The following is a 14,421-nucleotide window of genomic DNA, read 5'->3' as shown; positions in this document are numbered from 1 at the left end:
GCGCCGATGCGTGGCACGGATCGGGCCGCGCATCGCGCCGGAGATCATTTGTAGCGCGCTTCGCGTTTTTCCAGAAACGCGCTGATCCCTTCGAGACCATCGCGATGATGCAGCGACGCGACGAAATGGTCCCGTTCTGCGACCAGATGCTCGGCCAGCGGTTGGCTGCAGGCATCGTCGACGAGCGTCTTGGTCCGGGCCACCGCGTTGGGCGACAGCTGCGCCAGCTCCTCGGCCCAGGCGAGCGCGGTCTCCAGCGCCGCACCTGCCGTGCTGAGCCGGTTCACTACGCCCAGCGTGGCCAGGCGCGGCGCTGGCACTGGCTTGCCTTCCAGGATGATCTCAGTGGCCAGCGCGCGCGGCAGCGCTCGGGACAGAAACCATGAGCTGCCGCCATCGGGCGTGAGTCCGACGCGCGCATACGACATCACGAATTGTGCGTTGTCCGCCGCCACCAACAGGTCGCAGGCGAGCGCGAGCGAGAAACCCGCGCCGGCCGCCGCCCCTTCGACCGCGGCGATCACCGGCTTGCGCGACGCGCGGATCGCGCTGATCCACGCGCCGAGCAGGTCGGTGCTGTCGGCCTGCACCGATGGATCTTTAGCCCGGTTCTCCAGCAGCCGGTTCAGGTTGCCGCCCGCGCAGAAAAAACCGTCGGCACCGGTTAGCACGACGGCCCGGATCTCGGGGTCGCGCTCGGCTGAATCGACCGCCTCGATGCCGGCGGCGTACATATCCGGGTGTAACGCGTTGCGTGCGCCCGGATTGGATAGGGTAAGCACAAGCGTCGCATCCCGGCGGGTGGCGAGCAATTCGGCGGTCATCGGTGGGCTCCTTCATGTTGGGGGGTGTCGCCCTTAATATGCGGCAGCGACAAGCCCAGTGGCGCGTGGCGTGCCAGCCAGGGCGACGGCCGGTAGCGCGGATCGTTTAATGTGCCGACGAGTCGGGATTTAGAATAGCGCGATCGCGCGGTTTGTGGACGCGCGATCGCGCCTGCCCCAAAGCCCGATCGTTGTACAGCCAAAGGAGAAGATCATGTTGAAGCTGTATGGGTTTTCGCTGTCCAACTACCACAACAAAGTCAAATTTGTTCTGCTTGAGCACGGCATTGCATTCGAGGAAGTCTGCGTCGTGCCGATTCCGCATCAGGACCCGGCTTATGACGCGCTGTCCCCGCTGGGCAAGGTGCCGTTCATCGAGACCGAGCACGGTCCGTTGTGCGAATCCACGCCGATCGTTGAGTATTTGGCGGCGATGCACCCAGACAAGCCGATTTTGCCGGCGGACCCGTATGCGGCGGCCAAGCAGCGCGAGCTGATCACGTTCATGGAGTTGCACCTTGAGTGGGTGGCTCGCGAACTGTACCCTAAGGCGTTCTTCCATACCGATATCTCGGAGGGCACGAAACAACGGGTCCAGCGCAAGCTGCAGCGCCACCTGCCGGCGTTCAAGTAACTGACGCGGTTTGCGCCGTACATTGCCGGCGATACGTTCACGTTGGCCGACATCGCCGCGTTCGTGCATCTGCCGTTGATCGGCCAGGCGAGCCAGGCGATCTACGGCACCGACTACGTGCTCGACGCAGGTATCGACTGGAAGGCGCACGTGAAACAGGTCGGCATTCGGCCCGCCGCGCAAAAAGTACAGGCCGACCGCAACGCGTATATCGAAGCTCAGCGTGCTGGACAATAGCGGCGCGGGCATCGCCGCGCAGGCGCGGCCCGGACAGGGTGTGCGCCGCACGCTACAGCGCGGCGAGGCGCTCGAGCGCGCTTGCCAGCGTCGCCTCGCGCTTGGCGAAGCAAAAGCGCACGACGCCGGCGTCGTGCGCCCGATGATAGAACGCGGACACGGGAATCGCCGCAACACCGATCTCGACGGTTAACCACCTGGCAAACTCCGCTTCCGGCAGTGCCGAGATCGCCGAATAATCGACGCACTGGAAATACGTGCCTTCACATGGCAATAGCTTAAAACGCGTGCGTTCCAGGCCGGCACGAAAAAAGTCGCGCTTGGCCTGGTAGAACGCCGGCAACGTCAGATAGGGCGCTGGGTCGGCCATGTACGTGGCGACGCCTGCCTGGGTGGCCGAATTCACCGTGAACACGTTGAACTGGTGGACCTTGCGTAACTCGGCGCTCAATTCGCGCGGCGCGGCGACGTAGCCGAGCTTCCAGCCGGTCACGTGATAAGTCTTGCCGAAGCTTGATACGACGAAGCTGTGCGCCGCGAGTTCCGGATAGCGCGCAACGCTCTCGTGGCGGGCGCCGTCAAACACCATATGCTCATAGACCTCGTCGGACAGCACCAGGATGTCCGTGCCACGCACGATGTCCTGCAGCGCCCGCATGTCGCTGTCGCACCAGACCGTGCCGGTAGGGTTGTGGGGCGTGTTCACGATGATCAGTCGTGTCTTCGGCGTGATTGCCGCGGCAAGCTGGTCGAATGCAATTCGATAATCGGGTGCGTTCAGCGTCACGAACACGGGTGTGCCACCGGCCAACTCAATCGCGGGCAAGTAGCTGTCGTAGCAAGGCTCAATCACGATCACCTCGTCGCCCGGCTGCACGCAGCACAGCACGGCAGTGAACAACGCCTGCGTCGCGCCCGCAGTGATCGTGATTTCGCTGGCCGCGTCGTAGCGATGTCCGTACAGCTGTTCGATCTTCGCGGCGATCGCGGCGCGCAGCGACGCAAGGCCGGCCATCGGCGGATACTGGTTGAAGCCGTCGCGCATCGCTTGCGCGACCGCGTCGATGATCCGTGGATCGCAGTCGAAATCCGGAAACCCCTGACCCAGGTTGACGGCACCGGCCTCGGACGCGAGCGCGCTCATCACCGTGAAGATCGTGGTGCCGACTTGCGGCAGCCGCGACGGGAAGGCAGGCACGCGGGGCGACGTATCGGGCGGGCGATGCGAGGCGTTCATGGCATAAACGTCGTGTCGATAGGGAGAGCCGTCCGACCGGATGATCGACTCCAGCGGGCCTATTGTACGGTAGGCTCGTGCGTTGCGTCGTCTGCCGCCGACTGGGCAAGGCCTGCGGCCGCGACGAACTGGGCCGGCTGCACAATGCGCAAGTCGAACTCGCGCGCCATCCGGCGCGCCATCTTCAACAGCGCCTTGTCCTTGGTGACCAGCCACTGTGCAGCTGCGTCATGTGCCAATTCAAGGAACTTCTGGTCGTCGCGGTCGCGGCACAGCGGCAGCGCGCGCGGTGCGGCACCGGCTGCGTGCGCACTTGCACTCGCATTCGCGCCTGCTTCCGGCACAGACATTGCGGCGCCACCCTTCGTGCGCAGCGCCGGTGCCACGCGCGCGCATAGTCGGGCGAGCCGCGCGAGTGCCGCCGGCTTATCGATCGCGTAGCGCACGAACTGCGGGTAGTCGAGCACACGTTGCAGCTCGTTGGCGCAGCGCTCGTCCTGCACGGCGTCAAGGCCACCGTCCTGCAGCGCTGTTGCAATCGGGCGGGTCGCGGGATCGTCGAATACCAGGATGTCGATCCACACGTTCGTGTCGAGCACCACGCGTGGACGGGCGAAGGCAGCCGCAGTGGCGCTCGATGGTGCGACAGGGTAGGCCGGCAGCGGCGGGGCGGAACGGGAGGGCGTCATTGTCGATACAATGGCAACGCTTGCGGCCAATCACGCCGCGCGATGCCTTTTTTCAGTCAGTCTTCCATGATAATCGTTTTGTCGCCCGCCAAGTCACTGGACTATGACACCCCGCCCCATGTACACAAGCATACGCTACCGGCATTCCTTGACGACTCGGCCGAGTTGATCACGCAGTTGCGCACGTTCTCGCCGCAGCAGATCGGCACATTGATGCGTCTTTCCGATCCGCTCGCGCGGTTGAACTATACGCGGTACGGCGACTGGTCTGCCGCGCGGTTCGCGCCACCGCATGCTAAGCAGGCGATGCTCGCGTTCAATGGCGATGTCTACGACGGGTTCGACGCGCGGTCCTTGTCTGCCGCCGATCTGGATTATGCGCAACGCCATATACGCGTGCTCTCCGGCTTATATGGGGTGCTGCGTCCGCTTGATCTGATGCTGCCGTACCGGCTCGAAATGGGCACGCGGCTTGCCAACCCGCGCGGCAAGGACCTGTACGCATTCTGGGGCGATAAGATTACCGCCGCGCTGAGCGCGCAGCTCAAGCGTGCAGGTGGCGCGCGGGTATTGATCAATTGCGCGTCGGACGAGTATTTCCGTTCGGTCAGGCCGCGCCAGCTTGATGCACCGGTGATCACACCGGTGTTTGAGGACTGGAAAAACGGTCGATACACAATCATTAGCTTCTATGCCAAGCGTGCGCGCGGCGCGTTCGCCCGCTTTGCAGTCGTGAATCGGATCGACGAACCGGCCGGGCTCGTCGCGTTCGATGCCGATGGCTATCGGTTCGATGCGAAGGCGTCGAACGATTCGACCTATGTATTTCGTCGCAAGCAGGCCAACTGACTTGATTCGTTGTGGACCCGACCCATGAGCATTCACATCAGTAGTCAATTCGATTCAGGGGCAATCGATGTCGTATCGTGCGAGCGCGCGGACGACATTCGATTGCGGCTGCGCGCCGACACCCAAGCGACGTTTGCGCAGTGGTTCTATTTCTCGCTGAGCGGTGCGAAAGACGTGGACTGCACGATCACGTTCGAGAACGCGTCGCACAGTGCTTTTCCGGATGGATGGCACGGTTATCAGGCTGCCGCAAGTCATGATGGCATCGACTGGTTCCGGGTGCCCACCACGTACGATGGTCAAGTGCTGCGCATCTGCCATCGGCCGGCGCGCGACCGGGTCTATTACGCGTATTTCGAGCCGTATCCGTATGCGCGACATGCGCAGTTGGTCGATACGCTGGCCCAGCAGCCCGGTGTGCGCTTAACCGAACTGACCCGTACCGTGCAGGCACGTGCGCTGGATCTGCTGACCGTTGGCGAACCGGCGCCGCACAAGCGCAATATCTGGATCATCGCAAGGCAGCATCCGGGCGAGACGATGGCGCAGTGGTTCGTCGAGGGGCTGCTTAGGCGCTTGTGTGGCCTTGGCGATTGGCGGGGCGACCCGCTGGGCCGCATCGTGCTCGAACGCGCGGTCTTTCACGTGGTACCCAACATGAACCCGGATGGCAGCGCGCTGGGTAACTTGCGCACCAACGCCGCTGGCGCGAACCTGAACCGGGAATGGCTGCAGCCGGACCCGCGCCGCAGCCCCGAAGTGCTGGCCGTACGCGACGCCATCCATGCGAGCGGTTGCGACATGTTCTTCGATATCCATGGCGATGAAGCGCTACCCTACGTCTTCGTTGCCGGCTCGGAAATGCTGCCCGACTTCTCCGACGCGCAACGCCGTGTGCACGACGAATTCATCCGCCATTTCAAGCGCGCCAGCGCGCACTTCCAGGATGAGCACGGATACAAGCCCGGGCGTTACCAGCAGGATGCGCTCAAGCTCGCCTCCAAGTATGTCGGCCACACGTTCAAGTGCCTATCGCTCACGCTTGAAATGCCGTTCAAGGACGATGCGAACCTGCCCGACTCGCACGTCGGCTGGAACGGCGCGCGCAGTGCGTCGCTGGGCGCGGCGATGCTACAGGCCATCAGCTGGCAACTCGACGCGGTGTGACGCGCCGCGGCCATCGTGCGCGCAGCACGCGTCACATCCGGGCGCGTGCACGGCGGGCTCAGCGCCGCCGGCCTTTCTTGCCAGTGCCTTTGCCCGCCGCCTTCGCTGGGCTCTTGCGGCCTGAGCCGCGCAGTGCCTTTTTGGCCTTACCGGCTTGGCGGCTTGGCGTGGCGCGCTTGAACGGCGCGACCGGATCGTTCCAACTAAAGGCAAGCATTTTCGCGTCGACATACCCGCAGCGGAATTTAAGCGCGTCGGGCATCGTCGAACCATCCTTACGCACGCCGACCCCTTCGACGGTGACGACCGAGTCGACCTTGACCCGCTGCTTGCCCCGGTCGAACGAGCCATGCCATGGCTTGACCTCGGCGTGCGCGGGATCGAACGAACTGTGTGGAAACTCGACATGGTCGAACGCGCTCGACGTGCCAACGATAAAGTCGCCGTGCGCTGCGCAGTCCGCGACCAGCGGATTGGCGCTCATTTGCGTGATGAATTGATAGACTAGCTCGTTGTGGTGTTCGACTTGATCGGCGCGGGCCATCGTGGGAATGGCGATCGCCATGGCCGCCAGCGCGCATGAGGCCATGGCGCCGATCAGTCGCTGTATCGGGCGCGACGTAGAGTTACGATCCATCTAATCCTGGTTGCTAGGTGCCGTGAAAAAGCCGCGGTCGATGTGAGCGGACGTGCGGCCAGTGGATTCGCACGCGGTGTCACAGGTCCGGACTTGGATACGCTCAGAGGCCCGCGGTTGGGCTGGAACGCCATCTTAACGCAAAACGGAAAGTGTACCGTCGTGGCCGAACGGCATAGCGCGCGGCCACCGTCGCATGCGATATAGCGGACCGACAGGTCGCTGGTCACGCGCGCGGGCCCCGGTCCACGTGGCTGCGATTGAACCGATAGCGGCGCACATCGTACGTGGTGACCCACGCCGGGCGATAGACGGCAAACAGCGCGGTCAGCATGCCGCAGAACCACGCTTCGGCAGAGGCAAGCACGCCGACGGCCATCCCGTAGCTGGGCGGGATCACAGCCGTATTGCCGTGGGCAAGCATCAGTTGCAGGCCCAGTGCGCCGGCACAGGCGGCGCCTAGCGCCAGCGCGGCGGTCACGAAGCCGTGACCGAAGATGAACACCAACAAGTTTCGGGGTAACCATGCGGCAATGGCTCGCTGTAGCAGCGTCGAGACGAAGACCGGCGCCGCCCCAAATAGGATAAAGGTCAGGCCCACGCCATCCCACGGTGTGCCGAGGACCGCCGCCACGAGCGTGCATATCGCCGCCATCGACACCAGCGCGAGTGACCAGTCGAACAGCGTGACCATCAGTGTCGCGCCAAGCAGATGCATTACCGGGCCATCGTTTAGCCATGCATTCATGGCCCACATGACCGCGATGGCCACGGTCATGCCGAGCCACAGATGCTGGAGCGTGTCGTCGTGCAACCGCGCGAAAGACTGCTTTCGTGCCGCGAGCGCAAGCAGGGCCACAGCGGCAAGGTTGCCGCCTATCGCCAACCACAATGGTAACGACGTATAGAGGAATCCCATACCAGACATATTACTCGCTGCGCGGCTCCCGATGGAAGCAGATCGCACGCCCGCACGCGACGTTGCAATTCAGCGACGCTTGCGCGGAATCACCTTGTAGGGCACGTCGTCCGGCTCCGCGGCTTGCAGTACCGTATGGTCGTGCCCATTGGCTGCGTCGCGCCGCCGGTACTCGCGGGTGGCCGCGCGCAGCGGCGTCGGCCCGGCCTCGCCGTAGACCGGCTGCCGCGCCTGCTGGGTCGCATCACGCAGCACTTCCAGCGCGCCAGTCTGCCAGCCGTTGTAGATTGCCACCGCGGCCGCGCGGTTGGTCGCGCCGAGCTTCTCGAAGATCGCGCCGAGATGGATCTTGACCGTTCCTTCGCTGATGCCCAGCGCGCGTGCGATGCTTTTATTGGTCGCGCCCATGTGCACAAGTCGCAGGATTTGCTCCTGGCGCGGCGACAGTAGGCCAGACGACGCACTTTGGCGTCGGCAGGCTGCTCGGTTCAGCGAGCTGTCCTCGTACGTATTGATTGGGACAACGGTGGGCGTGTGCAGATTCAGCCCACTGGGCGGCACGTAGTGGCCGCCGAGCAGCACGATCTCGAACGCGCGAACGATCAGACGCGGATTGAGGCGCCGCGGCACGACGCCGAGCACGCCAGCGTCGACCAGCGATCGGACCCGCGTCGGGCTGTCATCATCGACCAACGCCGCGATCGGCAGGTTGGGATAATGGCGCCGGAGATCAAAGATATCCTGCACATTCATCCCGTCTTGCCAGTCGATGACGAGCATGTCCGGGCAGGCATGTTGCAGTATGCGCTGCGCTTGTCGCCAGTCACGCGCATCGTAGAATGATGCATGTCGATTGATCTGGCGCAGCAATGTTTTCAGCCCTTCGCGCCTCTCGGCTTGCTCATTCAGCAAGCAGACTTTCATGACCACTTCTCCCTGACTGAGTCCACACAACCGCACCGCCGCGTTGGCCAGCGCGGCGGGCGTCAGAGATCAATGATGGCAAGAACAGCAGTGGGCCGGCATTAGCCAAAAGGCCAGTCGGGCCGCGTCGCGATGGCGCTTCGGCCGATAACGCGACGCACGTGGCGGGCGGGAGAAGCGCGGGTTTCAGTGAAAGTGAGGTTGCGCTGGTTCGGCATCCTCAGGCATCTCGGCATGCACGATTTCGCCGAGTGGGTCGGCATACAGTGGTACGCCACAATCGTCGCAGTACTCCGGTTCGAATCGTGCCGCGTGACGGCGGATATCGGTGACACCGATTTGCTTGAGCAATCCGATGACATCATCAAGCATGCCGCCGGCCGGGTCCTCATCGGGCGGCACGTCGTCATCCGGGCCGAGATCGCCGTTTTCGCGGCCGTACAACGGCCATACCACGCCGTAGATCACGTCGTTGCTGCCGCGCCGGGTGAAAGCGATCCGATATTCGTCTACGTGCCGTTCGCCAAACCCAGCGACAACCGCACGCAGTTCATCCGGTTTGGCGCCGATCGTGTCGCCCAGATACCTGACTGCGGTGCGCACGGTATGCGGGCGGATTTGTTCGTCCGCGTCGCGGCAGGCCGAGTAATAGGCGTCCGGCAGCAAGCAGTCGAATTCGCAGCCGGGCAGCACGCCCAACAGGTTCATGCCGCCTTGCGCACGCCATTGTTCCAGGCATTGCCCGCGCTCGACGCGTGCACCGTTCTCCTCCTCCTGCCAGCGAAACAGTGGCTCGCCGGCCGGCACGGCGACCACGGACAGCAGGAAGCGAGGATCAGCGAGGATCGGCGATGTTTCTGGAAGATCGCCGAGATTCAGCTTGGCCGTGCCGCCGCTCAGCGCCGCTTGGCTAAGTTGCTGCGCGAGCCGGAAGGTCTCGACGTGATGGCGCGGTAACTGATCGATGCTGTACAGGTACGGCGCCAACGCGACGCGCGCCCGTGCCGCGAAGATGTGCGCTTGCAACTGCGCGCGCAGCGCATCGACGACGTCGCCTTTCAGCGGGCCGGATGGGATCATGTAGCGTGTCCATGCGAGCACCGGTGCCGCGATCAGCAGCACGTCGTACGGTTGACCGTCGTGCTCGATGCGGAACGATTCGCTATGGGTCTCGGCCATGTCGGCGAGGGCGCCATAGGCGTCCGCATGGTTTTGCTGCAAATGGTCTAGCGCGGCATCCAGTGTCGTCTGGTTGCCATTGCGGATCACTTTTTCGATGAGCGCATCGAGCTTTGCTTCCCAGAAGCGGTCTTCGATGCGGCTGCCGGACGCGAAAAGCGCGAGTGACAGACCGACCAGCTTGTCGGCGTCAGGTGGGAGACGTTTAGCGATACGCGAGCGCATGATGTGCCAATTCAGGTGCAAAGAACCTTACATTTTAGTCCGGATCGGGGCTGACGGTACATTTTCCGTCGTCCATGGAGGGGGGCTTTCGTGCAATGGCGCGTTCGCTGCCGCAGCAGGACTGCGTCGTGTCGAAGTTGCGATGCGCTTGCGTGATACACGCGTCTCACGGGCACGCTGCCACGGGTTTCGGTCGCAAGGAAGGCCAAACAAGCACGGAAGACATCAGAGACGACGGTCTCACGTGCGCTGCGACGCCGCGTCTTAGCGCAAGCCGCCGGCGGCCAGTCCGCGCCCGGCTGGGCGGCGTTGCGCGGCGCAGCACTGCGGCCACGGCGGATCCAGGACTGCACCGATGTACTGACTTTTACGGGCCCGTTGCATTGCCACATCGTGCCGCCCGTGGACGAGCCTGCCGCAGGTCCGCCGGCTGGCACTGTTCCTGCATTGGCATACCAGCGCGCAACTCATGACCGTCGTGCAAGTAGCGGCCGCCGCGCAAGCATGCAGGTATAGCGTACGCGGTGAGCCAAGCCCCCGGCATGCAGGCATAAAGCACATATAGCACGCAGACACGCTGGCACGCGTGGTGCCTGGCTGGCCCATGCGTTGATTGGGTGTCGAACAACTAGGATGGAGGCACAATCATGAACGATACAACTTCCGTACAGCAACCCAGCATGAAAGCTGCCGTTTGGCGCGGCCGCAAGGACATTCGCGTCGAGCAGGTGCGGGTTCCCGACGCCCCTCCGCCAGGGTGGGTCAAGATCCGGGTGCACTGGTGCGGTATCTGCGGCTCCGACCTACATGAATATGTAGCGGGACCCGTGTTCATTCCGGTCGAGCGTCCTCACCCGCTGACTGGACTGAAGGGCCAGTGCATTCTCGGGCATGAATTCAGTGGCGAGATCGCCGACATCGGCGCTGGCGTAAGCGGTTTGCGCGTCGGCGAGCGGGTCACGGCGGATGCATGCCAGCACTGCGGCACGTGCTACTACTGCAAGCATGGCCTGTATAACATGTGCGAAAACCTAGCGTTCACCGGCCTGATGAACAACGGGGCGTTCGCCGAGTACGTGAATGTGCCGGCGGAGTTGCTCTACAAACTGCCGGATAATTTTCCGACCGAGGCTGGTGCGCTGATTGAGCCGCTCGCCGTTGGGCTGCACGCGGTGAAGAAGGCTGGCAGCATCGTCGGGCAGACCGTGGTGGTGGTGGGCGGCGGTACCATCGGGTTGTGCACGATCATGTCCGCCAAGGCCGCCGGCGCTGGCCGTATCATCGCGCTCGAAATGTCCGCTGCGCGCAAGAAGAAGGCGCTGGAGATCGGCGCCACGACGGTGATCGACCCGACTCAGGGTGACGCGATTGAACAGGTGCGCGCGTTGACCGGTGGTTATGGCGCGGACGTGTCATTCGAGTGCATCGGCCATCGCACCACGGCCAAGCTGGCGATCGACGTGATCCGCAAGGCCGGCAAGTGCGTGATGGTCGGTATCTTTGAGGAGCCGAGCGAGTTCAATTTCTTTGAGCTCGTCTCGACCGAGAAGGAAGTCATCGGCTCGCTAGCCTACAACGGTGAATTCGCCGATGTGATCCGCTATGTTGCGGATGGGCGCATCGACGTGCAGCCGCTGATTACCGGTCGCATCGCGCTGTCTGACATCGTGAGCAAAGGATTCGAGGAGTTGGTCCACAATAAGGACGCGAACGTCAAGATCATCGTGTCGCCAGTCGCCGCCTGACGCGCGCGAAGTCAAAAAAGCCCGACGCCGTTGAACTACACCCCAAAAGTTGGACGCCGATCCAACCTTTGGGGTGCAGTGGCGTCGGACTTTTCCATTGCCGCACCGGTACAGCAGGTCCGGTGCGGCGTCTGCAACGGCGTGCGTTATGCGGCCAGCAACTGGCGCAGCACGAACGGCAGAATCCCGCCGTGCTTGTAGTAGTCGACCTCGATCGGCGTGTCGATGCGCAGCAGCACCGGCACCTTCTTCACACCGTTTTTGCCGCGGATGACCAGCGTGACTTCCTGTTGCGGTTTGAACTCATCCGTGAGGCCCTCAATGTCGTAACTTTCCTCGCCGGTGATGCCGAGCGACTGCACGCTGTCCTCATTGATGAACTGCAGCGGCAGCACGCCCATGCCCACCAGGTTCGAGCGGTGGATGCGCTCAAAGCTGCGCGCCACGACCGCCTTCACGCCGAGCAGGTACGTGCCCTTGGCCGCCCAGTCACGCGACGAGCCGGTGCCGTACTCTTCGCCGGCGAATACAATGGTCGGCGTGCCTTCGGCGATGTACTTCATCGCGGCATCATAGATTGACGTCTGTTCGCCGCTCGGCTGGTGAATGGTCAAGCCACCTTCCACCCGTGAGCCGTCCGGCTTGGCTGGAATCATCAAGTTTTTGATCCGCACATTGGCGAACGTGCCGCGCATCATCACGTCGTGGTTGCCGCGCCGCGAGCCGTAGCTGTTAAAGTCAGCCTTCTGCACGCCGTTCTCCTTCAGCCAGCGGCCGGCCGGCGAGTCTTCCTTGATCGATCCGGCCGGACTGATGTGGTCGGTCGTCACCGAGTCGCCGAAGATGCCCAGTGCCCGGGCGTTCTTGACCGGCGTGATCGATTGGGCCGGCTGCATCGAGAAGTGCTCGCCGAAGAATGGCGGCTCGGCGATATAGGTGGACTGCGGCCAGTCGTAAACCTGGCCTTCGGCGCCCTCGATCTGACTCCACAAGTCGCCTTTCTTGGTCAACTGCGAGTAGTTCTGCTTGAACTTCTTTGCGTCCAACGCGTACTTGAGCAGCTGGTTGACTTCATCGCTGGACGGCCAGATGTCGCCCAGGTAGATGTCGCGGCCGCCCTTGCCCTTGCCGACCGGCTCGGTCATCAGATCGCGTGTGATCGTGCCCGCGATCGCGTACGCGACTACCAGCGGTGGCGAGGCGAGGAAGTTCGCGCGGATGTTCGGGTGGATCCGTGCTTCGAAGTTACGGTTGCCCGATAGCACCGCGGCGGCGACCACGTCATGCTTGACGATTGCATCGTTGAGCGGCGGGGTCAAGTCACCGGCGTTGCCGATACAAGTCGTGCAGCCATACGCCGCGACCGTGAAGCCGAGCTTCTCCAGGTAGGGCAGCAGGCCGGTGGCTCTCAGGTATTCCGTGACGATCCGCGATCCCGGCGCGAGTGACGTCTTGATGTGCGGGGCCACTGTGAGGCCCGCGTCAACGGCCTTCTTCGCGAGCAGGCCGGCGGCGATCAGCACGCTCGGGTTCGATGTGTTTGTGCACGAGGTGATCGCGGCGATCAGCACGTCGCCGTTCTTTAACTCAACGCCATCGGTGGTCTTGTATATTTTGCTTAGGTCGCCGGCCTGCTTCGCGAAGCCGTTTTGCGCGACCGGCAGCGAGAACAGGTCGGCGAACGTGCTCTTCACGTTGCCGATCTCGATCCGGTCCTGCGGGCGCTTCGGACCGGCAAGCGACGGCGCGACCGTACTCAGGTCTAACGTCAGCGTCTTCGTGTAGTCGATTTGGCCGGCGCCCGGGATGCCATACAGACCTTGCGCCTTGAAGTAGTTCTCGAACGCGGCAATTTCTTCGTTCGTGCGGCCCGTGCCCTTGAAGTAGTCGATCGTCTTGTCGTCAACCGGGAAGAAGCCCATCGTCGCGCCATATTCCGGCGCCATGTTACCGATCGTGGCGCGGTCCGGCAGCGTCAGCGACGCGGTACCTTCGCCAAAGAATTCGACGAACTTGCCGACCACCTTCTCCTTGCGCAGCATCTCGGTGATCGTCAACACCAGGTCCGTCGCGGTGACGCCTTCGCGCAGCCGACCCTTGAGTTCGACGCCGACCACGTCAGGCGTCAGGAAATACACTGGCTGGCCGAGCATGCCCGCCTCAGCCTCGATGCCACCGACGCCCCAGCCGACCACGCCGATGCCGTTGATCATCGTCGTATGGCTGTCGGTGCCCACCAGCGTGTCGGGGTAATAAACCGTGTCGCCGTCCACGCTCTTCTTGTGCATGCCACGCGCCAGGTATTCCAGGTTCACCTGGTGCACGATGCCCACGCCCGGTGGCACGACCTTGAACGTATCGAATGCCTGCATCCCCCATTTCATGAACTGGTAGCGCTCTTTATTGCGCTCGAACTCCAGCTTCATGTTCAAGTCCAGCGCATCCTTCTGCCGGAAGTAGTCGATCTGTACCGAATGGTCCACGACCAGGTCGACCGGCACTAACGGCTCGATGCGCTTCGGATTCTTGCCGGCGCGCTGCGCGACGCCGCGCATTGCCGCGATGTCGGCCAGCAGCGGCACGCCGGTAAAGTCCTGCAACACGACGCGCGACACGACAAACGGGATCTCGTCGGTGCGTGCGGCGTTGGGCTGCCACTTCGCCAACTGCTCGACGTGCTCGTCACTGATCTTCTTGCCATCGTAATTGCGCAGCACGGATTCGAGCACGATACGAATCGACACGGGCAGGCGGTCGATCTTGATACCGAGGGCCTTGCCGAGCTGCGGCAACGAGTAGTACTTACCCTTGCCTGAGCCGCTGTCGAATTCCTTGAGCGTTTTGTGGAGATTGTGGGCCATGGTGTTTCCCTTGGGTTGATACGCGTGGGTTCAGTCAAATCACGTACAAATCGACATGCTCGTTGGCGGGCGTCGCCTCGAGGCGGGCCGGGTCCAACGAGACGTCGACAATGGCGTTGCGCTGCTTGTCGGCGAAGCGCCGCGTAAGATTCGCGCGGAACTTGTCGAGCAGGCAGTAGCGCGCCGTTTCCAGCGCGAGCGCGCTGTTGACGCGGTCGTGCTGCACGTAGTCGACGATGTTGACCCGCACGGAATCCGATTCAGGTCGCACGTTCGAGATCGGCGCAGACATGG

The 14,421-nt window shown here is 63.1% G+C and carries 12 protein-coding genes and 1 pseudogene; 4 read left to right on the top strand and 9 right to left on the bottom strand.

Annotated elements, in window-relative coordinates:
- Positions 1-44: 44 nt before the first annotated feature.
- Positions 45-824: an oxepin-CoA hydrolase, alternative type gene (locus tag KQH60_RS10990; RefSeq protein WP_237576484.1), complete on the bottom strand. Its 780-nt coding sequence runs from the start codon at positions 822-824 to the stop codon at positions 45-47.
- A 214-nt stretch (positions 825-1,038) separates the two neighbouring features.
- Between KQH60_RS10990 and KQH60_RS10985 the strand changes: the two are divergent.
- Positions 1,039-1,695: pseudogene (locus tag KQH60_RS10985) on the top strand (glutathione S-transferase family protein).
- A gap of 52 nt (positions 1,696-1,747) precedes the next feature.
- On the opposite strand, the gene KQH60_RS10980 reads toward KQH60_RS10985, so the two are convergent.
- Together KQH60_RS10980 and KQH60_RS10975 are read right to left on the bottom strand one after the other, a co-directional pair.
- The gene (locus KQH60_RS10980) at positions 1,748-2,932 is read right to left on the bottom strand and encodes a pyridoxal phosphate-dependent aminotransferase (RefSeq protein WP_237576483.1); all 1,185 of its coding nucleotides are present in this window, start codon (positions 2,930-2,932) and stop codon (positions 1,748-1,750) included.
- 59 nt (positions 2,933-2,991) lie between these two features.
- The gene (locus KQH60_RS10975) at positions 2,992-3,534 is read right to left on the bottom strand and encodes a PIN domain-containing protein (RefSeq protein WP_237576758.1); all 543 of its coding nucleotides are present in this window, start codon (positions 3,532-3,534) and stop codon (positions 2,992-2,994) included.
- A 153-nt stretch (positions 3,535-3,687) separates the two neighbouring features.
- Between KQH60_RS10975 and yaaA the strand changes: the two genes are divergently transcribed.
- Together yaaA and KQH60_RS10965 are read left to right on the top strand one after the other, a co-directional pair.
- Positions 3,688-4,470 carry a peroxide stress protein YaaA gene (gene yaaA / locus KQH60_RS10970; RefSeq protein ID WP_237576482.1) on the top strand — a complete coding sequence of 261 codons (783 nt, stop codon included), beginning with the start codon at positions 3,688-3,690 and terminating at the stop codon, positions 4,468-4,470.
- A 24-nt stretch (positions 4,471-4,494) separates the two neighbouring features.
- Positions 4,495-5,637 carry a M14-type cytosolic carboxypeptidase gene (locus KQH60_RS10965; RefSeq protein ID WP_237576481.1) on the top strand — a complete coding sequence of 381 codons (1,143 nt, stop codon included), beginning with the start codon at positions 4,495-4,497 and terminating at the stop codon, positions 5,635-5,637.
- A 58-nt stretch (positions 5,638-5,695) separates the two neighbouring features.
- Here the strand turns inward: KQH60_RS10965 and KQH60_RS10960 are convergent, their stop codons facing one another.
- The 4 genes from KQH60_RS10960 to KQH60_RS10945 form a co-directional block, all read right to left on the bottom strand.
- On the bottom strand, positions 5,696-6,274 hold the full coding sequence (locus KQH60_RS10960; RefSeq protein WP_237576480.1) for a BspC domain-containing protein: 579 nt from the start codon (positions 6,272-6,274) through the stop codon (positions 5,696-5,698).
- 226 nt (positions 6,275-6,500) lie between these two features.
- Complete coding sequence (locus tag KQH60_RS10955; protein WP_237576757.1) at positions 6,501-7,193, bottom strand: energy-coupling factor ABC transporter permease; 693 nt, start codon at positions 7,191-7,193, stop codon at positions 6,501-6,503.
- 69 nt (positions 7,194-7,262) lie between these two features.
- Complete coding sequence (locus tag KQH60_RS10950) at positions 7,263-8,117, bottom strand: response regulator transcription factor (RefSeq protein WP_237576479.1); 855 nt, start codon at positions 8,115-8,117, stop codon at positions 7,263-7,265.
- Between the two features lie 186 nt (positions 8,118-8,303).
- On the bottom strand, positions 8,304-9,521 hold the full coding sequence (locus KQH60_RS10945; RefSeq protein ID WP_237576478.1) for a DUF2863 family protein: 1,218 nt from the start codon (positions 9,519-9,521) through the stop codon (positions 8,304-8,306).
- A gap of 680 nt (positions 9,522-10,201) precedes the next feature.
- Between KQH60_RS10945 and KQH60_RS10940 the strand changes: the two genes are divergently transcribed.
- Positions 10,202-11,266, top strand: a complete 1,065-nt coding sequence (locus tag KQH60_RS10940) for a 2,3-butanediol dehydrogenase (protein WP_237576756.1) — start codon at positions 10,202-10,204, stop codon at positions 11,264-11,266.
- 146 nt (positions 11,267-11,412) lie between these two features.
- Here KQH60_RS10940 and acnA read toward each other — a convergent pair whose 3' ends face one another.
- A complete protein-coding gene (gene acnA / locus KQH60_RS10935; protein ID WP_237576477.1) occupies positions 11,413-14,127 on the bottom strand; it encodes an aconitate hydratase AcnA in 2,715 nt (904 codons plus the stop codon).
- Between the two features lie 34 nt (positions 14,128-14,161).
- On the bottom strand, positions 14,162-14,419 hold the full coding sequence (locus tag KQH60_RS10930; protein WP_237576795.1) for a hypothetical protein: 258 nt from the start codon (positions 14,417-14,419) through the stop codon (positions 14,162-14,164).
- Positions 14,420-14,421 lie beyond the last annotated feature (2 nt).

It is taken from the genome of Mycetohabitans sp. B8 (assembly GCF_021991875.1).
In the GTDB taxonomy this organism is placed as follows: domain Bacteria; phylum Pseudomonadota; class Gammaproteobacteria; order Burkholderiales; family Burkholderiaceae; genus Mycetohabitans.
The sequence above is the reverse complement of the archived record's forward strand: the minus strand, read 5'-3'. Positions and strand labels throughout refer to the sequence as shown.